The following is a 20,326-nucleotide window of genomic DNA, read 5'->3' as shown; positions in this document are numbered from 1 at the left end:
GATATGCGCTCGATGGATGGGTGGATGGAAGAAGTGATGACTTGATGACGTGATGGCGTTGTCAGCGGTGCGCCGGCGACAGCGGGCAAGCGCCGCAGTAGCCTTCGCGTGGCAACAGATGGAAGAGGCAGCACTGGCGGTGCAGCTTCACGGTCCGCTCGCGACCCTCGAGGCGCACGCGGATTTCGCGTTGCCGGCCGGGCAGGGGGTTGCTCCACGCCGGCCAGGCGGGGTTGTGCAGCAACTGCTGCCTGTCGCCGGCGATCGGCGGCGACCCGCCGGTCAACGCAAGCGCCTGGTCGAGCACCGGTTCGAGGTTGCGCGCCGCGTTGCCCCAGAGGATCTTGGCGGCGATGCCCGTCAGGCGGCACAGCGCAGAGAACAGCGGCTCCAGGTGCTGCCGCAGCAGCGCCGAGTAGCGCTCCTCGGCGGTCGCGCCGCGTTGCGGCTGGCCCAGCTCGCGGATGTGGAAGCTCAGTGGGTGGGCGTGCGGGCCGAGGCGCACCCAGACCTGGTCGGCGGCAACGGGAAATCCATGCTGCAGCACGCTGGCGGCGGCCGCGACCGGCGGCAGCAGCATGCCGAGGTAGTCCAGGCTCCAGGCCGAAGCCACCGCGCGCAGGTCCTTGCCCTCGACCCCCAGGTGCGACGCATGCAGACGCAGTACACGGCCCAGCAGTTCGGGCGAGTGCACCAGGTCGGCAACGCGCAGCGCGCCCGCGGGCGGCTGCGGCGCGCACTGCAGCGCCTCGCCGTGCGGCGCCAGGTTGCCCTGGAATAGGGGTTCCAGCATGGCGATCATGGCGTCGTCGCGAAAGAGGAGGCGCCGGCGGTGCGGCGGTTTGCAGGGGGCATGAAGCTAGGACGGATGGGCCGCGCAGGTGTTCATGCCGCGCGGCGTGAACATTTGCGCGGGCCACCCGTCAAGTGGGGTACAGGCGGTCCGTTGCCGCCCGCAGCCCTGTAGCCCAGTCGGCGCGGCAGGGGTGCATCCATCCGTTTCGCGTCCGGCGGCAGGGCTTGCCCATGCCGCCGGACCCCAGTCGCCCAAGGGCGGAAAGAGTTCTTGCATGACAACTGCCCCCGCTCCCGACGGCGAGTTCGCACGCCTGCTCAAGCCGTTCCTGCCGTGGATCCTGCTGTCGGCGGTCATGGGCATCGGCGCGGGCGCGGCCACGGTCGCGCTGCTGAGCACCATCAACCAGGTGCTCAACCGGCAGGGCGGCCTGTCCGGCGGCCTGCTGCTGACGTTCATCGGGCTGTGCGCGGTGGCGCTGTTCGGGCGCATGGTGTCCGATGTCTCGACCAACTTCGTCGGCCAGCGGGTGGTCGCGCAGGTCCGCAAGAGCCTGGCGCAGAAGATCCTTTCGGCGCCCATCGATGCGCTGGAGCGCTACCGCACCCATCGGCTGATGCCGGTGCTGTCGCAGGACGTGGACATGGTCAGCGACGTTGCGTTCGCGCTGTCCGCGACGCTGATCGCCTGCGTCACGGCGCTCGGCTGCCTGGCCTACCTGGCCTACCTGTCGCTGCCGCTGTTCGGTGTGCTGCTGGTGGCGCTGGCGATCGGCGCGACGGTGCAGGCCATGGCGCAGTTCCGCGGAGTGAGCGGTTTCTGGAAGGCGCGCGAACATGAAGACCAGCTGCACAAGGCCTACCGCGCGATCAGTGAGGGCGCCAAGGAGCTGCGCATGCACCGCGTGCGCCGCCAGCGCATGTTCGGCGGCCAGATCGAGCGCATCGTCGACAACATCCGCACGGTCAACGGGCGCGCGATCAACACCTTCGTCATTGCCGCCGCATTCGGTTCGGGCCTGTTCTTCCTGCTGATCGCGCTGATCCTGGGCTGGGCCTCGTTCCGCCCGACCGAGCCTGCGGTGCTCAGCGGCTTCGTGCTGGTGCTGCTGTTCCTCAAGGGGCCGATGGACCAGATCGCCGGTGCCTTGCCTGCCGTGGGGCGCGCGCGGGTCGCATTCCGGCGCATTGCCGACCTGTCGGCGCGCTTCGCCACGCCGGAGCCGCATCTGCACGTTGGCCATGCGGGCAGCGAGCTGAAGTTCGAGCACGAGATCGCGCTGCGCGGCGTGCGTTATGCCTTCGATGCGCCCGAGGGCGGCGAGGCCTTCGCGCTCGGGCCGATCGACCTGCGGCTTCGCCGCGGAGAGATGGTGTTCGTGGTGGGCGACAACGGCTCCGGCAAGACCACGCTGATCAAGCTGCTGCTCGGCCTGTACGCGCCGCACGAAGGCGAGGTGGCAATCGACGGCACCCCGGTGGGCCCCGAGCGCCGCGACGACTACCGCCAGCTCTTCACCACGGTGTTTTCCGACTTCTACCTGTTCGAGGACCTCGCAGCCGGCCCGGACGAAGAGCAGGGCGAGGCCAGCATGCAGGTGCTGCCGCAGCGCGCCTTGCCCTACCTGGAGCGCCTGGAAATCGCACACAAGGTGAGCCTGAAGAACGGTGCGTTCACCACCACGGACCTGTCGACCGGCCAGCGCAAGCGACTGGCGCTGGTGCACGCCTACCTCGAGGGGCGCCCGGTGCTGGTGTTCGACGAATGGGCCGCCGACCAGGACCCGACCTTCCGCCACCTGTTCTATACCGAGCTGTTGCCCGAGCTGCGTGCCAAGGGGCACCTGCTGGTGGTGATCTCGCACGACGACCGCTACTTCCACCTGGCCGACCGCATCATCACCATGAGCGCCGGCCGCATCGCGGACGACCGGCCTCGCGCCCACCTGGAGAGTCTTGCTGCATGACCGACGGCCCGCAAACCAACGATACGCAGCGGCCGGTGTTCATGTCGCAACTGCGGGCGGCGCGAATCCGGCCGTCCGTGGTCCGGCTGTGCGTGCTCCAGACGCTGGCGGACGCGGGCAGCGAATGGCAGCGCGGTGAAGAAGTCTTTCGCCGCATGCTGCTGCGCGGCACCTCGGCCAGCCTGACCACGGTCTACCGCATCCTCAAGGAGTTCGAACATTCGGGGCTTGTCGAGCGCGAATGGGCGCGCAGCCGCGGTGGTGCGCTGGCGGTGTTCCGCTACGCCGCGCCCGGTGCGGATGCCGACGCCTTGAGCGTGCGCATGCGCTGCAACGGATGCGGCACGTTCACCGAGGTGCAGGACCGCGAGCTTCACGAGGCGCTGGTGCGCGTGGCCCAGAGCAAGGGCCTGCCGCTGGCGGGCACCTTCGACGTGCAGATCCATGGCTCCTGTTCGTCCTGCGAGCACCGGTCCGCGGGGGAATCGTCGAGCGAGCACCAGTCGTCGCGCGAGCACGGCAGGATGCTGCCGCTCGTGGGCTTCAGGGCTCGCCCGCGCGCGCAGCGCCTTGCCGCTTGACGAGGAGCCGGCGTGAGTGATGTGCGTCAAGGCGCCTGGCGTCGCCGTGCGGTCGCCGCGGTGCTCGTGTCCCTTTGCGCGGCGGCCGGCGCGGGGTTGCTCTGGGGAAGGGGCGAGCCGATGGACGTCGACTCCGTGCCGGTCGCGCGCGGCACCATCGAGTCCAGCGTCTCGGCACTCGGGGTGCTGCAGCCGCGGCACTACGTGGACGTGGGCGCGCAGGTCTCCGGGCAGATCCTTCGGCTGCACGTGCAGCCGGGCGACGTCGTCAAGCGGGGGCAGTTGCTGGTGGAGATCGATCCCAGCGTGCAGCGGGCCACGGTCGATGCGGGCCGAGCCTCGCTGGCGGGGCTGCGCGCGCAGCGCGACGACCAGCAGGCCCAGCACGTGCTGGCGCAGCAGCAGCATGCGAGACAACGCCAGATGGCTGCCGACGGCGCCACGCGGGACGAGGACGTGCAGGCCGCGCAAGCCGCGCTGGCGTCGGCCGGTGCGCGCGTAAGACAGCTCGAGGCGCAGATCGCACAGACCCAGGCGACGCTGAAGGCCGACGAGGCCCGCCTCGGCTACACCAGCATCTACGCGCCGATGTCCGGCACCGTCGTGTCGGTGGAGGCGCGCGAGGGCCAGACGCTGAACGCGACCTACCAGACGCCCAATGTGCTGCGCATCGCAGACCTGTCTTCGATGACGGTGTGGTCGGAGGTTTCCGAGGCCGACGTGCGGCGCATCAAGACCGGCATGCCGGTCTACTTCACCACGCTCGGTGAGAGCCAGCGCCGTTGGCAGGGTCACGTGCGGCAGCTGCTGCCCGCGCCGCCGGTGCCCGAGAGCAAGACGGGCAGCGACAGCAGCGCCAAGCCTTCCGCCGCGGCGAGCAAGGTGGTGGTCTACACGGCGCTGTTCGATGTCGACAACGCCGACGGCGAGCTCATGCCGCAGATGACGGCCAAGGTCGCCTTCGTCGAGTACGCCGAAAAAGACGCGCTTTCGGTGCCGCTCGCCGCGCTGGTGCCGGTGGCCGGCAGCAGCGACCGCTTCACGGCGCGCGTGCTTCGCCCCGATGGCAAGGTCGAGGTCCGGCAGCTGCGCATCGGCGTACGCAACCGGCTCGCTGCGCAGGTGCTGGAAGGCGCGCAGGCCGGGGACCGCATCGTCATCGCCGCCAGGGCTCCGAAGCCATGACGACCGCGGCGCGTGCGCCGGGCGATGCGCCGCGGCCGCTGATCGAACTGCAGGACATTCGCAAGTCGTACGGCGGGCGCGGTGGCCGGGGCGGCAAGGAAGCAGGGGCGGGCAGCCCGGCAACGACCGTGCTGCATGGCATCTCGTTGCGCCTGTACGCGGGCGAGTTCGTGGCCGTCGTCGGTGCTTCGGGCTCCGGCAAGTCCACGCTGATGCACATCCTGGGTTGCCTCGATCGGCCGAGCGCCGGGCGCTACCTGTTCGACGGCCAGGACGTGGCCAGCTTCGATGCCGACGCGCTCGCCTGGCTGCGCCGCGAGGCCTTCGGTTTCGTGTTCCAGGGCTACCACCTGGTGCCCAGCGAGTCGGCGCGCGAGAACACGGAAATTCCCGCGCTCTATGCCGGCATGCCGGAGGCCGAGCGGCGTGCGCGCGCCACCGCACTGCTCGAACGGCTGGACATGGGCGCGCGGCTCGACCATCGCCCGCACCAGCTGTCGGGCGGGCAGCAGCAGCGCGTGGCGATCGCGCGTGCGCTGATGAACGGCGGGCGCATCATCCTGGCCGACGAGCCCACCGGCGCGCTCGACAGCAAGAGCGGCGCCGAAGTGATGGCGCTGCTGCACGAACTGGCGGATGCGGGCCACACCATCATCCTCATCACGCACGACCGCTCGGTGGCCGCGCAGGCGCGGCGGATCATCGAGATTCGGGACGGGCGCATCGTGGCGGACTCGGGTGAGCACACAGGCGAAGGCGCGGCGGCAATCGCTGCCGCGCCTTCGCCGGTCTTCAGTCGCCCATCGGTCACTGGCGGCGCCTCGCTGCCTGCCGACATTCGCGAGGCGACACGGGCCGCGTGGCGCGTGATGTGGAGCAACCGGTTCCGCACCGGGCTCACGCTGCTGGGCATCGTGATCGGCGTGGCCTCGGTCATCGTGATGCTGGCGGTCGGCGGCGGCTCGCAGCGGAAAGTGATGGCGCAGTTCGAGACCTTCGGCACCCGCACCATGTTCGTTTCCGTGCAGCTCGCCAGCCTGCGCAATCCGAGCGCGCCGCTCACGCTGGACGACGCGCTGGCCGTTCGCGCGCTGCCCAATGTCGAAGGCGTCGCGCCCTACATCGAAGACAGGGTGGTCGTGCGCCGCGGCAATATCGACCACCTCACCGAGGGCGGCGGTGCCACGGTCGATTTCTCGCGAGTGCTCGGCTGGGGCGTGAGTCGGGGAGTGATGTTCGACGCCGAGGACGAACGGCGCATCGCCAAGGTCGCGGTGATCGGCGAAACGGTGCGCCAGCGCCTGTTCGCCGACGGGCAGGACCCCGTCGGACAGGACATCCTGGTGGACAAGGTGCCGTTCCAGGTCGTCGGCGTGCTGGCGTCGAAGGGCGCCACCAACGGCGAGGACCAGGACGACCGGGTGGTTGTGCCGCTGTCTTCCGCGGCCACGCGCGTCTACGGCCATCCCCACCCGACGTGGCTTGCAGTGCAGGTGCGCGACATCGACAAGGCGCAGGAAACGGCCACCGCCATCGAGGCGCAGCTCGAACGCCAGCAGGCCGGGCGCCACGTGCTGATATGGAACCGCGTCGAGGCGCTGCGCGTGCAGACCGAAACCGCGCGCGCCATGACGCTGATGCTGGGGCTGATCGCCATCGTGTCGCTGATCGTGGGCGGCATCGGCGTGATGAACGTGATGCTCATGACGGTGCGCGAGCGCACGCGCGAAATCGGCATCCGCGTGGCGACGGGCGCGCGCCAGCGGGACATCCTGCGGCAGTTCATGACCGAGGCGGTGCTGGTGACGTCGGTGGGCGGCACCGTGGGCGTTGTTGCCGGGCTGGGCATCGTCGTGGGGCTGATGCTGGCCGGCGTGCCGGTGCTGTTCTCGCTGGCGGCGAGCGTGGGCGCCTTCGGCTGCGCGGTGCTGACGGGCGTGATCTTCGGGTTCATGCCGGCGCGCAACGCTGCGCGGCTGGACCCCGTGGTGGCGCTGGCGGGGGAATGACGGTGTTGCTGCGAACGCGCTCTGGATGCGGCTGGTGGGCGGCTTTGTTGTGCGCGGCGCTGTCGTCGGGCTGCGCGCTGCATGGCGATCGCGCCGGGCGCGCGGTGGAGCTTCCCTCCGCATGGCGACATGCGCAGGCTCGCGTCGACACGGGGCCGGTCGATGCGCAGTGGTGGCGCAGTTTCGGCAGCACGGAACTCGACACGCTGATTGCGCGCGCGCAATCGCAAAGCAACGATCTCGCAGCCGCTGTCGCGCGGATGCGGCAGGCCGACGCGCGGGCGCGCATCGCCGGCGCGGCGCTGCGGCCGCAGGTGACGGGCACTCTCGGCGTCAGTCGCGAGGGCCGCCTGGGCGGCAATGCAACGGTTGCCGGCAGCACTTATGCGGCGGGTTTTGCCGCCAGCTATGAACTCGACCTGTGGGGCCGGGACGCCGCGCTGCGCGACGAAGCGCTGCAGGGCTTGCGCGCAAGCGCCTTCGACCGCGACACGGTGCGGCTCACCGTGACGGCCGATGTCGCCGCCACCTGGCTGCTGGCGCTGGCCCTGCGCGAACGCGCCGAAATTGCGGCACGCAACCTCGACAACGCGCACCGCGTGCTGGCGCTGGTGGAGGCCCGTAGCCGCGCCGGCGCGGTGTCGCCGCTGGATCTTGCACAGCAGCGCGGTCTGGTGGCCGCGCAGCAACGTGCGCTCGCAGCGCTGCATCAGCAGGCGGGCGACACCGAGACCGCGCTGGCGTTGCTGCTGGGCACTGCGGCGCCGGCGTTCGAACTGCGGGGGCCGCGGCTCGATGCGCTTCAGGTTCCCGTCGTTGGCGCGGGCGCGCCTTCTGCATTGCTGGTGCGGCGCCCGGACATCGCACGCGCGGAGGCGCATCTGGCTGCGGCCGATGCCAACGTGCTGGCGGCGCGCGCCGCACTGCTGCCGACCGTCTCCCTGAGCGCCACGGTAGGCACCGGAGATAGCCGCTTCGGCAGGCTCTTCGACAACCCGCTCTACAGCCTGGCTGCCGGCCTGACCGCGCCGGTTTTCGACGGTGGGCGCCTGGCGGGCGGCCAGCACCTGGCCGAGGCGAGGCGCGAAGAATTGCTGGCCGCCTACCGAGGCGCGATCGTCGGTGCGTTCGCGGATGCGGAGACTGCGCTGAACGGCGTGTCGGCCATCGATGCGCAGGCAACGGCGCAAGGCGCCGAACTGGCCGAGGCGCGCCGCGCGGCAGATCTGTCGGAGGCCCGCTACCGTGCGGGCGCCGAGACACTGCTGACCTTGCTCGACGCGCAGCGCACCCTCTACACCGCGCAGGACCTGGCGGTCCAGTTGCGCATGGCGCGCTTGCAGGCACGGGTCTCGCTCTACCGTGCAATGGGCGGCGGATGGCGGCAGGCCCGGTGCGCGGATGCCGCACCCGCCGCAGTCGAAGGACATGCCGAATGCGTTTGACGCTCGTGGCCCTGCATCGCCGGGCCGGCCTCCTTGAACATTCGGGGCCGCGGATCGTCTTTTTCTCTAGACGCCTGCGCGCCGGCATTTTCCGGTGCGCATCGGCCTCGACGGTCATCCCCCTGAATCAACAACACAGCGCCTGGAGTAGCAGTGGCCCCGCAAAACCATCCGGAGGCACCGTCCGCCGAGGAGACCGCATGGCGTCTCTACATGGACCTCCGAGAGAATCCATGCCGCACGGGCGCGTTGAAGCTGACGCACTGGCTGCGGGAAGACCAGGCGCATCCGCCCGCATTCGACCGCGCCCTGCGCCTCTGGGCACTGGCGGGCGCCGCTCTGGTCGTCAGCCGCCGCAGGAATTTTCATCCGCCCACGGGCGGGCTCGAATGAGGCGCGCCGGGTTGGCCGCGCACTGCCTCGTGCCCGATGAATGCGTCCGCACCGCGGCGTCGCTTTTCGCTTGCATGCACGCCTCGCCGACCCTGCAGAACACGGAGGAACTGGCCCGGTGGCTCGGGAAAGACCCCCGGCACCTGCGCGCGCTCGACATCGCGCTGGCGGAGTGGGGCCTGGTGCAGTCCGGCCACCCCGTGGGGAATGTGCGCGGCGCCTGACGCGGCGAAGGATTCAGCGCGTTCGCAGGGTCACGCTGCCGTCCGGCTGCGGTTCGGCGGCCAGAGGCAGGATCGTCGGCAGGGCGGCCACGAGGCCGTCGGAATCGTTGGTGCGGAAACGGCCCGACAGCCGCATCGCGTCGACGCGCGAACTCGTGCTGACGATGGGCCGTGCGCGATAGCTGTTGACCGCGGCCAGAGCGTCGCCGAGCGGTGTGTTCTCGAAGACGAGCCAGCCATTGCGCCACGCAGACAGGGCTGCCGTGTCGGTTTGCCGCACTGCGGCGGCACGGCCGTCGTCGATTTCAAGCAGCTCGCCCATGCGCAGGTCGATCACTTCCGTCTCTGCGCCAGTGGACCCGTCGCGCGGCGGCATGTGCACGCGCACATGGCCATGCTCCACGCCCACGGTGATCGGGCCGCCACGGTCGCGCACGGTGAACGCGGTGCCGACCACTTCGATGGTGGCGCCGCGCGTGCGGACCCTGAAAGGGCGGTCTGCATCGCGCGCCACCTCGAAGCGCACTTCGCCGTGCGCCATGTCGACGGCGCGGTGCTGGCGATAGAGCGCCACGTCGATCGCACTCTGCGGTGCCAGGTCGAGCTGGCTGCCGGGCGCGCCGCTGCGGCCGTCGGTCAGCGTCACCTTCAGCATCTGCGCGGTACGGGTTTCGTAAGCTGCGCGAAACACGGGTTGCTGCCAGTACCACTGCACGCCCCGGCCCGCGACCAGGCCGGTGCCCAGCAAGGCGGCGACCGAAAGCAGCATCTTGCGGCGCTGCTGCCGGTGCGTCGATGCGGCGGCAGTGGCGGCCGCGTTGGCCATCAGCGCGGCGTCGGGTTCGTCGAAGTGCGCGCGCAAGTCGTTCGCCATGCCGCCGAGTGCGTCCCAGCGCTCGCGTGCCTCCTGCACGGCCGCCGCATGTTCCGCCGATTTGCCGCGCCACTGGTTGAGCAACGCGCGGGCGCGGCCCGCGGCCTCGCCGGGTGCGATCTCTCCTTCGACGATCAGCGCGAGCGCGCGCTCGATCAGCCGTTCGCGCGGAGGAGCGCTTGCCGCCATGCTGTCGCCGTTCACGAGAAGTCTTCGGCCAGCGCCGCGTCGAAGCCCGGCCGGCTCAGCACGACCTGCGGCTCGATCAGCTCCGAGCGCAGCTCGGCGAACACGCGCGAGCAATCGATGGTGGCGCGCAGCAGGTGCTTGGCCACGGCCATCTCGGTGATGTTCAGCCGCTGCGCAATTTCAGCGCGCGTGTGGCCGTAGGCGCGGAACAACAGGAATACCTCGCGCCGGCGCGGCGGCAGTTGTTCCATGGTTTCGACCACCCGCGCCAGCACCCGTTGCTGGGCCACGACGTATTCGCTGGACTGGGCCGTCTGGTGCGTGCCGATGCCCGCATGCGTGCTGACCCATTCCTGCGCGACCTTGCGCCGGCGTGCATCGTCGACGCACAGGTTGCGCGCCACGCGAAACAGCAGGGCGCGGGGCGATTCGATGGAATAGGCGGCGTCCTGCAGATCGGGCAGTGCATCGCCGCGATTGCCGCCGCGCGTCTTGAGCGACGCCGCATAGACCCGCTCGAAGCTGGACTGCGCGATGTCGGCCGCGTAGTGCGGATCTCTCAGGTCGCGAGTGAGCTGTCGGCGCAAGTCCGCGTAGTGAGCTACCAGTTCCTGAACGAGGTCGCGCATCCGGCCGCCTTCTCGCAAGCATCGACGATGGACCCCGGGGCCGCTTGCCAGAACGCACCGACGGATTCGCCTCGACTTCCGCATGGGAAGAGGCGAGCTGGCCGCAGAAGCATTTGGTTTTGAAAATCCCCGGGAAGGGTGAATAAGAACTATTCTTATTGGAGTGTATCACTGAATTGTTAGCCGAAGACATGACTGTGGCGCGTCGCGGACGACCCGCCTTTGCCACTTTTGCCAATGGCTGTCGAAACTAACTTGTCAGGTTCTCGCGGCGTTGCCGCATCCACTTACTGTCCAGAGAGTTCCTTCTTATGTCTTCTTCCCGTTTCGCGGCGCCTTCGCCTGATGCCCCCCAACCCGGGCTGATCGAACGCACGTTCACCCGCCTGTTCCTGCGTCCGGTGCGTGTCATTGCGGCCACCAGCCTGTCGACGCACTTCCGGTTCATCGACCTCGAAGGCGCGGCTTTCGAAGGCCATCGCTGGTCGCCTGGCCAGAAGCTCCAGATCAAGGCCGGCGGCACATTCGAGGCGCGCACCTACACCCCCGCGTCCTTGGATGTGGCGCGCGGCGTCATGCGCATCGTGGCGTTTGCGCACGGCGAGGGGCCGGGCAGCGAATGGGTGCGCCGCACCCGGCCCGGCGACGAACAGCAGGTGTTCGGGCCGCGCCGCTCGCTGGAACTCGAGCCGCTGCCGGCGTCGACGATCGTCTTCGGCGACGAGACCTCCTTTGGCCTCGCGGCGTCGCTGTGCGGCAGGGATGCGCCCGGGCAGGGCGTTCGCGCCGTGTTCGAGGTGAACGCCGTCGCCGAATCGCGTCAGGTGCTGGATGCGCTGGGCGTCCAGCCGCTCGCGCTGATGGAGCGCCGCGCCGACGATTCGCATATCGGCGAGCTGCTGGCCGCGATGGTGCCGCCCATGGACGGCAGCACCCACTATGTGCTGACCGGCAAGGCCGCGTCGATCCAGAAGGTGAGTCGGGCACTCAAGGCGCAGGGCGTCGAGGCGCGGCGCATCAAGGCCAAGGCCTACTGGGCACCGGGGAAGACCGGGCTCGATTGAACGCAGTCCGCAAGCGGGCCAGGCTAGACCCGGATCACGCGGCCCGGGTTGAGGATGTTCTTCGGATCGAGCCCGCGCTTGATCGCCCGCATCATCTCCAGCGCCACCGGCGACTTGTGCTTTTCCAGCTTGTCGACCTTGAGCGAGCCCACGCCATGCTCGGCCGAGAACGAGCCGCCGAACTTCTCGACCGCGTCGTACACCAGCGTGTTGATGCGCTCTTCCTCGTTCTTCAGGAACGCCTTGGTGTCGATATTCTCCGGCGCCTGCACGTTGTAGTGCAGGTTGCCGTCGCCCAGGTGGCCGAAGTTCACCAGCCGCACGCCGGCAATTTCACGCGCCAGCAGCGCATCGGTTTCTTGCACGAAGGCCGGGATGCGCGACACGGGAATCGAGATGTCGTGCTTGATGTTCAGGCCTTCCTCGGCCTGCGCGAGCGGAATGCTTTCGCGGATGTGCCACAGCTGGTGCGCCTGCGTGAGGTTCTCGGCTACCACCGCGTCGGTGACGCAGCCGTCTTCGAAGGCGGTTTCGAGCAGCGCCTCGAAGCGTGCGCGCGCATGGTCTTCGGATTCGCTGTCGGAGTTTTCCAGCAGCACGCAGTACGGCACGGCCTCATCCTTGATGAAGGGCACGCGCAGCTGCGGCATGTGCTTGTCGACCAGGCTCAGTGCAAACTTGCCCATCACCTCGAAGCCCGTGAGGCCCGAGCCCAGGTGCTTGTGCGCAAGGCCCAGCAGCGTGACCGCATGGTCGAGCGATGGCACCGCGGCCCAGGCCGTGAGCTGCGCGGCCGGCAGCGGGTAGAGCTTCATGGTCGCGGCGGTGATGATGCCGAGCGTGCCTTCGCTGCCGATGACGAGGTCGCGCAGGTCGTAGCCGGTGTTGTCCTTGCGCAGGCCGCTGGTGCCTTCCCAGATCTCGCCCTGCGGCGTGACCACTTCGAGGCCCAGGCACAGCTCGCGCGTGTTGCCATAGCGAACCACCTGCGTGCCGCCCGCGTTGGTCGCGAGGTTGCCGCCGATGGTGCAGCTGCCTTCGGCCGCGAGGCTCAGCGGGAAGAGGAAGCCGGCCTTCTCGGCGGTCTCCTGCAGCGTTTGAAGAATGCAGCCGGCCTCGACGGTCATCGTGAGGTTGGCGCCGTCGATGGTGCGGATCGCGTTCAGGCGCTGCAGGCTCAGCACCACCTGCGTGCCGCTCTCGTCCGGAATGGAGCCGACCGCCAGGCCAGTGTTGCCGCCCTGCGGAATGATGGCGGTGCCGGCGGCCGCACAGGCCTTCACCACGTCGGCCACCTGCTGCGTGCTGCCGGGCCGCACCACGGCCAGCGACTTGCCGCGCGCGCGCTTGCGCCAGTCCTGCTCGTAGGCAGTGAGGTCGCCCTCGTTCAGCACGTTCGCCGCGCCGACGATGGCGCGCAGTTGATCGATCAGGGAAGAAGAAGCAGCAGTGGTCATTGGGCGGAAGCCTCCAGTTGGCGGGCAGCGTTCTTGGCGTGGCGCAGGCGCAGCCGCACATGCCATGCGCAGGCCGCGAAGAGCACGAGGCACAGCAGCACCTCGACGAGCGCGAGCACCTGGCCCACGCCGTTGGTGTCGCTCCAGGCGCGCACCACGCCCTCGGTGAAATAGAGCCAGATCATCAGGCTGACCCAGCGGTAGGTGTACATGCGGTTCTTCCACAGACCCGCGAGCGGAATGACGAGCGGCAGCACCTTCAGCGCCAGCAGCGAGCCACCCGGGCGCAGCGGCGCCAGCCACAGCTCCCAGGCCAGGCCCAGCACGATGAGGCCGACGAGGCTGCCCACGGCGGCCCAGCGGGTCGCGCGAACGGAGGAGGGCGGGAGCGGAGTGTCGGACACGTTGGGCAGCGAAGGGAAGAGAGCGCCCGGCAGGCGGCCAGCGGCGACAAAAAGAGCGGATGGCATGATAGCCGCCATGAATCGCAGGCAACTCTGGAGGGATCTTTCGCGCTTTCCGTGGCGCAACACCGCAGCGGTGCTGGGCGAGCGTTTTCGCGAAGACCGGCTCGGCCTCACGGCCAGCAGCCTGACCTTCACCACCACCATCGCGATGGTGCCGTTCTTCACGGTGGCGCTGGCACTGTTCACCGTGTTCCCGATGTTCGCGAAGATGCAGGGCCGCCTGCAGCGCTGGCTCATCGAGAGCCTGATTCCCGACAACATCGCACGGCAAGTGCTGGGCTACCTGAACCAGTTCGCGAGCAAGGCCAGCGGGCTGGGCATCGCGGGCCTGATCGTGCTGCTGATCACCGCCATCGCGCTGATCCTCACCATCGACAAGACGCTCAACAACATCTGGCGCGTGCGCTCGCCGCGGCCGTTCGCGCAGCGGGTGCTCATCTACTGGGCGGCCATCACGCTGGGGCCGATCATCCTTGCGGTGAGCCTGTCGACCACTTCGTACGTGGTCTCGGCCACCAGCGACGTGGTGGGGCGCGGCATGGTCAAGCTGTTCTTCGACACCTTCGAGTTCGCGCTGCTCGCGGTCGGCATGGCGTCGCTCTACCACTACGTGCCCAACACCAACGTGCGCTGGTCGCATGCATGGGCCGGCGGCATCTTCGTGGCGGCCGCCATCGAAATCGCCAAGCGCGTGCTGGCCTACTACCTGAGCCTGGTGCCGACCTATTCGGTGCTGTACGGCGCCTTTGCCACGGTGCCGATCCTGCTCGTGTGGATCTACGTGGCCTGGGTGATCGTGCTGCTCGGCGCGGTCATCGCGGCCTACTTGCCCAGCCTGCTCACGGGCGTGGCACGGCGCGGCGGCACCGCGGGCTGGCCCTTGCAGCTGGCAATGGAAGCGCTTCAGCACCTGGCCCGCGCGCAGGCCACGCCGGCCAAGGGCATGGGCGCGACCGAACTGGTCACGCGCATGCGGGTCGATGCGCTGCAACTGGCGCCGGTGCTCGAGACGCTGGTGGCGCTCGACTGGATCGCGCCGCTGGCGGAAGAGCCCGCCAACGAAGACCCGCGCTTCGTGCTGCTCGCGGACCCTTCGACGCCCATCGAGCCGCTGCTGAAAGAACTGCTGATGCCGCAGGCCGAGCCGCTCGAAGACCTGTGGCAGAAAGGCCCATTGCGCTCGCTGCGCCTGGGCGACGTGCTCCTGATCTAGATCTTCACCCGACCGAGCCAGATGTCGCGGTACATCGCCCAGTCGCCCATGAAGGAGTAGAGCGGCCGCTTGAACGAGGCCGGCTTGTTCTTCTCGAACCCGAAGTGCCCGACCCAGGCAAAGCCGTAGCCCGCCACCAGCCCGGCCAGCAGCCACAGCGGGTTGAGCGTGACCACCAGCGCCACCAGGCACAGCAGCGAAATGGTCGAGCCCGCGAAGTGCAGCCGCCTGCAGGTGAGGTTGGCGTGCTCGGTCAGGTAGAAGGGATAGAACTGCGCAAAGCTCTTGAATTGACGCGGATCGACGGCAGATCCTGGGGCAGTCGTGGTGTTCATCGTGCGAGTCTCCTGTGCCCCTGAAACCCGGTGGTCCCGGCGGATGAGGGCTTTGTCCATAATAGCCACGACCTTCCGGCCGCACCACCCCGGCCTTCCGATCACACCACCGACGCATCAGCCTTGAGCGCCCTTCCAAGCACCCCCGAATCCGTCGAGCCGGCCAGCAACGATGCGCCGTGGGTCGTGTGCCTTTGCGCCGAATGGTGCGGCACCTGCCGCGACTACCGGCCGCTGCTCGAAGAGGTGGCGCGCGCGCACCCGCAGTTCCGCTTTGCCTGGGTCGACATCGAGGACCACGCAGACATCGCCGACGCCTTCGACGTAGAGACTTTCCCGACCCTGCTGGTTGCGGGCGCCGACGGCACGCGCTTTCTGGGCCCGCTGCTGCCGCATGCCGAGACGCTGTCGCGCATGCTCTCTGCGCTGCAGCCGCCAAAGCCTTCGAGTTTGGACGTCGACCTGCTGCTCGCCGTGCTCAACAAGAAACCGACCGTCTTCACGGTCTGACCGGAAGCTCCGTCATGAAAATCCTGATCTTCGGCGCCACCGGCATGGTGGGGCAGGGTGTGCTGCGCGAGTGCCTTCTGGCGCCCGACGTCGAGAGCGTCGTCGCGGTCGGTCGCAATGCCACGGGGCAGCAGCATCCCAAGCTGCGCGACCTGGTCCACAAGGACATGTACGACTACAGCGCCATCGAGCCGCAGCTGCAGGGCTTCGACGCCTGCTTCTTCTGCCTCGGCGTGTCGTCGGTCGGCATGAAGGAGCCTGAGTACAAGCGCATCACCTACGACCTGACGCTGGCCGCCGCCACCGTGCTCGCGCGGCTCAACCCGGCCATGACTTTCACCTACGTGACGGGTGCCGGCACCGACAGCAGCGAGCGCGGCAGCAGCATGTGGGCGCGCGTGAAGGGCGCGACCGAAAACGCCTTGCTGCGCCTGCCGTTCAAGGCGGCCTACATGTTCCGCCCCGGCATGATCCAGCCGCTGCATGGCATTCGCTCGAAGACGCCGCTCTATGACGCTGCTATCGTCGTGCTCAGGCCCGTGCTCGGGCTGGCCCACAGCCTGTGGCCGAACAAGGTGACGACCACCGAGAAGATCGGTCGCGCCATGCTGGCCGTGGCGCGCAACGGCGCACCGAAGGTGCTGCTCGATCCGGCGGATATCAACGCGCTGGGCTGAAGAGCTTCTTCAGGCTGCCGCAGCCCGCGCGCGCCCCAGCTTGCGCCGGCCCGCGCTGGCGATCGCGCTCACCAGGTGCCGCACGAAGTCCTGCGCCAGCGGCGGCAGCGTGCGGCCTTCGAGCGCCAGCACCTGCAACTGCCGCTGCTGCAGCGGCGCTTCTGCAAAGGGCCGCGCCACCACCGTGCCCGCGTCGACCAGGTGCATCACCGTGAGAAGGCCCGACAGCATCACGTCGGGTGTGCGCAGCAAGGGCAGCAGCACTGAAGAGAAATTGCTCACGAACAGCGCGTGGTACTGCAGCCCCTGCAGGCTGCAGGCCTGGTCGAACAGCTGGCGCGCGGTCACGCCCCTGTCGCCCACGGCCAGCGGATAGCGCACCGCATCGGCCACCGACACCACGCGCTGGCGCGCCAGCGGATGGTCGGGGCGCAGCACCGCGTACACCGGCGCGGTGGCCGTGTGCTCGATCTTCAGGCCCGGCTCGGGCGCAACCACGTACTTGAGTGCGATGTCGGTCTCGCCGCGCGCCAGCAGCGCGCTCACGCCGTCGGGCGAGCCCACGTGCAGTTCGAGCTGGCAGCCCGGATTCGCCGTCTCGAAGCTGCGCATCACCAGCGGCATGAAATGCCCCGCGAAGCCCTCGGTGCAGGCCATGCGAATGCGCCGCGCGCGTTGCCCGCCAAGATCGCGTACCTGCTCGACCACCTGCTCGATGTCGAGCTGCGCATTGCGCAGGTGCGCGGCCAGCCGTTCGCCGGCGGCGGTGAGCGCCATGCCGCGCGCATGCCGCTCGAACAGCGGCGTGCCCAGGCTGTCTTCGAGCTTGGCGATCTGCCGGCTCACCGCCGAAGACGCCACGAACAGCCGCGCCGCCGCCTGGTTGACCGAGCCGCTGCGCGCCACTTCGAGGAAGTGGCGCATCGGGATGCTGAGAAGCGGGAGGGTCATGACGCCAGGGTGTTGCCTTCAAGGCAATGGTAGCTTGCCAAAACGATGCTGGAAGCATCGGCCTTCAGGCCTTGTACTTGCTGCACCCGATGGACAGACAGACAAGGAAGCCCTTCATGCAACGCACAGACAGCCTGGCCGCTGCCGCCGCCTACTTCGACGGGGGCGGCTTCTTCGCCGACCTCCAGCGCCGCATCGCCTTTCGCACCGAGAGCGACACCGGCGCCGCAACGCCCGCGCTGGAGGCCTACCTGCGCGAAGAATTGATGCCGCCGCTCGCGGCGCTCGGCTTCGCCTGCGAGGTGGTCGCCAACCCGGTGCCCGGCGGTGGGCCGTTCCTCATCGCGCGCCGCGTCGAAGACCCGGCCCTGCCCACGGTAATGACCTACGGCCACGGCGACGTGGTCAGCGGGCAGGACGCGCACTGGGAAGAGGGCCTCGCCCCGTGGGCGCTGACCGTGCGCGGCGAGCGCTGGTACGGGCGCGGCACCGCCGACAACAAGGGCCAGCACAGCATCAACCTCGGCGGGCTTGCTGCCGTGCTAGAGGCGCGCGGCGGGCGCCTGGGCTACAACATGACGTGGCTCGTCGAGATGGGCGAGGAGGCCGCCTCGCCCGGCCTGCACGCGGTGTGCGCGCAGGAGCGCGACAAGCTGCGCGCCGACGTTTTCATCGCCAGCGACGGCCCGCGCGTGAGCGCCGCGCGGCCCACGCTGTTCCTCGGTTCGCGCGGCGCGGTCAACTTCAGCCTGCGGCTGCGCGCCCGGCCGCGCGGCTACCACTCGGGCAACTGGGGCGGTGTGCTGGTCAATCCGGGCACAGTGATCAGCCATGCGGTGGCCTCGCTGGTGGATGCGCGCGGCCGCATCCTCGTCGAAGCCTTGCGCCCGCCGCCGGTTACGCAGGCCGTGCGCGATGCGCTGGCCGACATCGCCATCGGCGGTGGCGCGGACGACCCCGCGGTCGACGAGGGCTGGGGCGAGCCCGGCCTGAGCCCGGCCGAACGGCTGGTGGCGTGGAACACCATCGAAGTGCTGGCGCTCGGCGCGGGTTCGGCGCAGCGTCCCGTCAACGCGATTCCGTCTGAAGCCGTGGCGCATTGCCAGCTGCGCTTCGTGGTCGGCACGCCGTGGCAAGACCTGGAGAAGATCGTGCGCGCGCACCTGGATACGCACGGCTTCGGCCAGGTCGAGGTGCAGATCACGCTGACCGGCGCGGCGACGCGGCTCGATGTCGAGAACCCGTGGGTGGGCTGGGCGCGCCACTCCATCGCGCAAAGCAGCGGGCAGCGCGTCGACCTGCTGCCCAATCTGGCGGGCTCGCTGCCCAACGACGTGTTCGCCGACCTGCTCGGGCTGCCCACGGTATGGGTGCCGCATTCGTACCCGGCCTGCGCGCAGCACGCGCCCAACGAACACCTGCTCGCGCCGCTGGCGCGCGAGGGCCTGCAGATCATGGCCGGCCTCTACTGGGACCTGGGCGAGCCGGGGCTCGCGCCGTGGGCCGCCGGGCAACTGCCGCCATCCGTTTCTTCCCTTTCCTGACACGCACCATGAACCTCGTCATTTCCCGTCGCGCCTTCGGCCTGCTGCTTTCCGCTTCCGCCGTCCTGGGCGCCCAGGCACCCGCCTTCGCGCAGAGCGCATGGCCCGATCGGCCGGTCAGGCTGGTCGTGCCCTTTCCGCCGGGCGGCGGCACCGACATCGTGGCGCGGGCAATGGGGCAGACGCTGTCGGAGCACCTCGGCCAGCCCATCGTGGTCGACAACAAGCCCGGCGCCTCCACCATCATCGGCACCGATGCGGTCGCCAAGGCCGCGCCTGACGGCTACACGCTGCTGCTCTCGGGCTCTACCAGCTACAGCGTGAACCCGGCCCTGCGCGCCAAGCTGCCGTACGACCCGGTGCGCGACCTGGCGCCCATCGCCATCGTGGCGCGCACGCCGCTGGTGCTGGTGGTCGGCAAGGGCACGCCGTGGCACTCGATGCCCGAGCTCATCGCCGCGGCCAAGGCCAAGCCGAAGAGCATCCGCTACGCCACCTTCGGCTCGGGTTCGGGCCCGCACCTGGCCGGCGAACTGCTCGCGCTGGCCGCCGGCATCCAGCTTCAGGACATTCCGTACAAGGGCAGCAGCCAGAGTTCGATGGCGGTGATCGGCGGCGAGATCGAGATCGGCATCGACACCGTGGCCGCCGTGGCGCCGCATGTGCGCTCGGGCAAGCTGCGTGCGCTCGGCATCGTGGGTGCGACCCGCTCCAGCATGCTGCCCGAAGTGCGCACGCTGGCCGAGCAGGGGCTGCCCGACGCCACCTTCGATGCCTGGTATGGCTTTGCCGCGCCAGCGCGCACCCCGGCGCCGGTGATCGAGAAGCTCGCCCGCGCGGTCACAGCGACCATGGGCAACCCTGCGCTGCAGGCGCAACTGCGCGCGCAGGGCATGGAGCCGGTGGCGATTGGCGCGGCGGCGTTCCGTACGCAGATGGAAGGCGAGATCTCGCGCTACCGTGCCCTGGCGCACCGCGCGGGCATCGCAGCGGAATAAGAGCGTGCCTGCTCAGGCAGCCGCGAAGTCGCGCAGCGCGAACAGCACCTCGTCGGGCGCCTCGCTCATCAGCGAGTGGCCGGCATGCACTGTCACCACCTTGGCGTTGCGCGCCTTGCCCACCAGCGCCTTGGTGGCGCGCGGCGGCGTCATCTGGTCGGCGTCGCCGAGCAGGAACAGCACCGGGCACTGCACTTTCTCCATCGCGGCCTCGCCGTTGGCGTAGTCGTTGCAGGCCTTGAAGCCGATGTGGAACACGTTCGCATCGCGGTTGCTCGCGAGCACGCGGCGCATCAGCGCGCGCGAGCTGCCGTAGAGCCAGGTGCCCGGCCCGAGCGAGGAGGGCGGCGGCGCCAGCAGCGAGTGCGAGAAGGTGTTGACCATGGCGATGGCGCGCTGCGGGTCGCTCACCGAGCTTTCGAGCAGCGCGGGCGACACCACCATCGGGTAGGCCGTGCCGACCATCGCGAGGTGCGTGATGCGGTCGGGTGCGCGCGAAGCCGTTTCGAGTGCGATCAGCGAGCCGAAGCTGTGGCCGACCAGTGCGGCCTTCTGCACGCCGGCCGCGTCGAGCAGCGCAATGACGAACTGCGCCGCGTCCTCCACGCTGGCGGGTGGCGGGCCTTCGCTCTTGCAATGGCCGGGCAGGTCGACTGCGAGCACGTTCCAGCCGTGGTTGGCAAACCAGCGGCTTTGCAGGATCCACACGCTGTGGTCGTTGAGCACGCCGTGGATGAGCACTACGGTTGGCTTGGCCGCATCGAAGGGCTTGCCGCCGGTGTAGCAGTAGGTGGTGTGGCCGTTGACGGTGTAGTTCAT

21 protein-coding genes are annotated in these 20,326 nt (G+C 69.3%); 13 read left to right on the top strand and 8 right to left on the bottom strand.

Annotation, left to right across the window (positions count from 1 at the left end; translation table 11 throughout):
* Nucleotides 1-61 precede the first annotated feature (61 nt).
* Entirely contained in the window at nt 62-793 is a 732-nt protein-coding gene (gene fhuF, locus ACN9MV_RS22140; RefSeq protein ID WP_426389452.1) for a siderophore-iron reductase FhuF, read from the bottom strand.
* 277 nt (nt 794-1,070) lie between these two features.
* On the opposite strand from fhuF, the gene ACN9MV_RS22135 reads away from it, so the two are divergent.
* The 7 genes from ACN9MV_RS22135 (at nt 1,071) to ACN9MV_RS22105 (ending at nt 8,599) form a co-directional block, all read left to right on the top strand.
* On the top strand, nt 1,071-2,762 hold the full coding sequence (locus ACN9MV_RS22135) for a cyclic peptide export ABC transporter (RefSeq protein ID WP_093077841.1): 1,692 nt from the start codon (nt 1,071-1,073) through the stop codon (nt 2,760-2,762).
* Nucleotides 2,759-3,343 (top strand): Fur family transcriptional regulator, encoded by a 585-nt coding sequence (locus ACN9MV_RS22130; RefSeq protein WP_426389449.1) that lies wholly within the window; start codon nt 2,759-2,761, stop codon nt 3,341-3,343. Before ACN9MV_RS22135 ends, ACN9MV_RS22130 begins: the two co-directional genes overlap by 4 nt.
* A gap of 21 nt (nt 3,344-3,364) precedes the next feature.
* Nucleotides 3,365-4,528, top strand: coding sequence for an efflux RND transporter periplasmic adaptor subunit (locus ACN9MV_RS22125; protein ID WP_426393191.1), 1,164 nt, complete (start codon nt 3,365-3,367; stop codon nt 4,526-4,528).
* Entirely contained in the window at nt 4,525-6,537 is a 2,013-nt protein-coding gene (locus ACN9MV_RS22120; RefSeq protein WP_426389447.1) for an ABC transporter permease, read from the top strand. The genes ACN9MV_RS22125 and ACN9MV_RS22120 overlap by 4 nt, the downstream gene beginning before the upstream one ends.
* Nucleotides 6,534-7,982, top strand: coding sequence for an efflux transporter outer membrane subunit (locus ACN9MV_RS22115; protein WP_426389445.1), 1,449 nt, complete (start codon nt 6,534-6,536; stop codon nt 7,980-7,982). The genes ACN9MV_RS22120 and ACN9MV_RS22115 overlap by 4 nt, the downstream gene beginning before the upstream one ends.
* A 213-nt stretch (nt 7,983-8,195) precedes the next feature.
* Nucleotides 8,196-8,375 (top strand): hypothetical protein, encoded by a 180-nt coding sequence (locus ACN9MV_RS22110; protein ID WP_093077835.1) that lies wholly within the window; start codon nt 8,196-8,198, stop codon nt 8,373-8,375.
* 74 nt (nt 8,376-8,449) lie between these two features.
* On the top strand, nt 8,450-8,599 hold the full coding sequence (locus ACN9MV_RS22105; protein ID WP_426389443.1) for a hypothetical protein: 150 nt from the start codon (nt 8,450-8,452) through the stop codon (nt 8,597-8,599).
* A 13-nt stretch (nt 8,600-8,612) separates the two neighbouring features.
* Here the strand turns inward: ACN9MV_RS22105 and ACN9MV_RS22100 are convergent, their stop codons facing one another.
* Together ACN9MV_RS22100 and ACN9MV_RS22095 are read right to left on the bottom strand one after the other, a co-directional pair.
* A complete protein-coding gene (locus ACN9MV_RS22100; RefSeq protein WP_426389441.1) occupies nt 8,613-9,677 on the bottom strand; it encodes a FecR family protein in 1,065 nt (354 codons plus the stop codon).
* The gene (locus tag ACN9MV_RS22095) at nt 9,674-10,291 is read right to left on the bottom strand and encodes an RNA polymerase sigma factor (protein ID WP_093051594.1); all 618 of its coding nucleotides are present in this window, start codon (nt 10,289-10,291) and stop codon (nt 9,674-9,676) included. Before ACN9MV_RS22095 ends, ACN9MV_RS22100 begins: the two co-directional genes overlap by 4 nt.
* Nucleotides 10,292-10,602: 311 nt before the next feature.
* Between ACN9MV_RS22095 and ACN9MV_RS22090 the strand changes: the two genes are divergently transcribed.
* Nucleotides 10,603-11,355, top strand: a complete 753-nt coding sequence (locus ACN9MV_RS22090) for a siderophore-interacting protein (RefSeq protein ID WP_426389439.1) — start codon at nt 10,603-10,605, stop codon at nt 11,353-11,355.
* 23 nt (nt 11,356-11,378) lie between these two features.
* Here the strand turns inward: ACN9MV_RS22090 and ACN9MV_RS22085 are convergent, their stop codons facing one another.
* Both ACN9MV_RS22085 and ACN9MV_RS22080 read right to left on the bottom strand, forming a co-directional pair.
* Complete coding sequence (locus tag ACN9MV_RS22085) at nt 11,379-12,812, bottom strand: FAD-binding oxidoreductase (protein ID WP_426389437.1); 1,434 nt, start codon at nt 12,810-12,812, stop codon at nt 11,379-11,381.
* Nucleotides 12,809-13,282, bottom strand: coding sequence for a DUF2069 domain-containing protein (locus ACN9MV_RS22080; RefSeq protein WP_256216820.1), 474 nt, complete (start codon nt 13,280-13,282; stop codon nt 12,809-12,811). Before ACN9MV_RS22080 ends, ACN9MV_RS22085 begins: the two co-directional genes overlap by 4 nt.
* Between ACN9MV_RS22080 and ACN9MV_RS22075 the strand changes: the two genes are divergently transcribed.
* The gene (locus ACN9MV_RS22075; RefSeq protein WP_093176934.1) at nt 13,281-14,492 is read left to right on the top strand and encodes a YihY family inner membrane protein; all 1,212 of its coding nucleotides are present in this window, start codon (nt 13,281-13,283) and stop codon (nt 14,490-14,492) included. The genes ACN9MV_RS22080 and ACN9MV_RS22075 overlap by 2 nt on opposite strands.
* On the opposite strand, the gene ACN9MV_RS22070 is transcribed toward ACN9MV_RS22075, so the two are convergent.
* Complete coding sequence (locus ACN9MV_RS22070; RefSeq protein ID WP_093176935.1) at nt 14,489-14,827, bottom strand: Mpo1-like protein; 339 nt, start codon at nt 14,825-14,827, stop codon at nt 14,489-14,491. The two genes, ACN9MV_RS22075 and ACN9MV_RS22070, sit on opposite strands and share 4 nt — an antisense overlap.
* 123 nt (nt 14,828-14,950) lie before the next feature.
* On the opposite strand from ACN9MV_RS22070, the gene ACN9MV_RS22065 reads away from it, so the two are divergent.
* Together ACN9MV_RS22065 and ACN9MV_RS22060 are read left to right on the top strand one after the other, a co-directional pair.
* Nucleotides 14,951-15,337 carry a thioredoxin family protein gene (locus ACN9MV_RS22065; protein WP_307614965.1) on the top strand — a complete coding sequence of 129 codons (387 nt, stop codon included), beginning with the start codon at nt 14,951-14,953 and terminating at the stop codon, nt 15,335-15,337.
* A gap of 14 nt (nt 15,338-15,351) precedes the next feature.
* Nucleotides 15,352-16,014: an NmrA family NAD(P)-binding protein gene (locus ACN9MV_RS22060; protein ID WP_093077827.1), complete on the top strand. Its 663-nt coding sequence runs from the start codon at nt 15,352-15,354 to the stop codon at nt 16,012-16,014.
* Nucleotides 16,015-16,023: 9 nt separating this feature from the next.
* Here the strand turns inward: ACN9MV_RS22060 and ACN9MV_RS22055 are convergent, their stop codons facing one another.
* A complete protein-coding gene (locus tag ACN9MV_RS22055; RefSeq protein ID WP_093051573.1) occupies nt 16,024-16,965 on the bottom strand; it encodes a LysR family transcriptional regulator in 942 nt (313 codons plus the stop codon).
* Between the two features lie 116 nt (nt 16,966-17,081).
* Between ACN9MV_RS22055 and ACN9MV_RS22050 the strand changes: the two genes are divergently transcribed.
* The gene (locus ACN9MV_RS22050; protein ID WP_426389432.1) at nt 17,082-18,509 is read left to right on the top strand and encodes a M20 family metallopeptidase; all 1,428 of its coding nucleotides are present in this window, start codon (nt 17,082-17,084) and stop codon (nt 18,507-18,509) included.
* A gap of 8 nt (nt 18,510-18,517) precedes the next feature.
* Nucleotides 18,518-19,507 carry a Bug family tripartite tricarboxylate transporter substrate binding protein gene (locus tag ACN9MV_RS22045; RefSeq protein ID WP_093077824.1) on the top strand — a complete coding sequence of 330 codons (990 nt, stop codon included), beginning with the start codon at nt 18,518-18,520 and terminating at the stop codon, nt 19,505-19,507.
* Between the two features lie 12 nt (nt 19,508-19,519).
* Here the strand turns inward: ACN9MV_RS22045 and ACN9MV_RS22040 are convergent, their stop codons facing one another.
* Entirely contained in the window at nt 19,520-20,326 is an 807-nt protein-coding gene (locus tag ACN9MV_RS22040) for an alpha/beta fold hydrolase (protein WP_426389430.1), read from the bottom strand.

The organism is Variovorax sp. R-27 (assembly GCF_049913215.1).
Classification (GTDB): Bacteria; Pseudomonadota; Gammaproteobacteria; order Burkholderiales; family Burkholderiaceae_C; genus Variovorax.
Note: the sequence above shows the minus strand (reverse complement) of the source record. Positions and strands in the feature narration are given on the sequence as shown.

Bases quoted from the DNA above. Each gene is read 5' to 3' on its own strand.
- ACN9MV_RS22070 (WP_093176935.1), bottom strand. From the start codon at position 14,827: ATGAACACCACGACTGCCCCAGGATCTGCCGTCGATCCGCGTCAATTC.
- ACN9MV_RS22055 (WP_093051573.1), bottom strand. From the start codon at position 16,965: ATGACCCTCCCGCTTCTCAGCATCCCGATGCGCCACTTCCTCGAAGTG.
- ACN9MV_RS22090 (WP_426389439.1), top strand. From the start codon at position 10,603: ATGTCTTCTTCCCGTTTCGCGGCGCCTTCGCCTGATGCCCCCCAACCC.
- ACN9MV_RS22045 (WP_093077824.1), top strand. From the start codon at position 18,518: ATGAACCTCGTCATTTCCCGTCGCGCCTTCGGCCTGCTGCTTTCCGCT.
- ACN9MV_RS22110 (WP_093077835.1), top strand. From the start codon at position 8,196: ATGGACCTCCGAGAGAATCCATGCCGCACGGGCGCGTTGAAGCTGACG.
- ACN9MV_RS22080 (WP_256216820.1), bottom strand. From the start codon at position 13,282: ATGCCATCCGCTCTTTTTGTCGCCGCTGGCCGCCTGCCGGGCGCTCTC.
- ACN9MV_RS22075 (WP_093176934.1), top strand. From the start codon at position 13,281: ATGATAGCCGCCATGAATCGCAGGCAACTCTGGAGGGATCTTTCGCGC.
- ACN9MV_RS22120 (WP_426389447.1), top strand. From the start codon at position 4,525: ATGACGACCGCGGCGCGTGCGCCGGGCGATGCGCCGCGGCCGCTGATC.
- ACN9MV_RS22085 (WP_426389437.1), bottom strand. From the start codon at position 12,812: ATGACCACTGCTGCTTCTTCTTCCCTGATCGATCAACTGCGCGCCATC.
- ACN9MV_RS22060 (WP_093077827.1), top strand. From the start codon at position 15,352: ATGAAAATCCTGATCTTCGGCGCCACCGGCATGGTGGGGCAGGGTGTG.
- ACN9MV_RS22115 (WP_426389445.1), top strand. From the start codon at position 6,534: ATGACGGTGTTGCTGCGAACGCGCTCTGGATGCGGCTGGTGGGCGGCT.
- ACN9MV_RS22050 (WP_426389432.1), top strand. From the start codon at position 17,082: ATGCAACGCACAGACAGCCTGGCCGCTGCCGCCGCCTACTTCGACGGG.
- ACN9MV_RS22095 (WP_093051594.1), bottom strand. From the start codon at position 10,291: ATGCGCGACCTCGTTCAGGAACTGGTAGCTCACTACGCGGACTTGCGC.
- ACN9MV_RS22130 (WP_426389449.1), top strand. From the start codon at position 2,759: ATGACCGACGGCCCGCAAACCAACGATACGCAGCGGCCGGTGTTCATG.
- fhuF (WP_426389452.1), bottom strand. From the start codon at position 793: ATGCTGGAACCCCTATTCCAGGGCAACCTGGCGCCGCACGGCGAGGCG.
- ACN9MV_RS22105 (WP_426389443.1), top strand. From the start codon at position 8,450: ATGCACGCCTCGCCGACCCTGCAGAACACGGAGGAACTGGCCCGGTGG.
- ACN9MV_RS22135 (WP_093077841.1), top strand. From the start codon at position 1,071: ATGACAACTGCCCCCGCTCCCGACGGCGAGTTCGCACGCCTGCTCAAG.
- ACN9MV_RS22040 (WP_426389430.1), bottom strand. From the start codon at position 20,326: ATGAACTACACCGTCAACGGCCACACCACCTACTGCTACACCGGCGGC.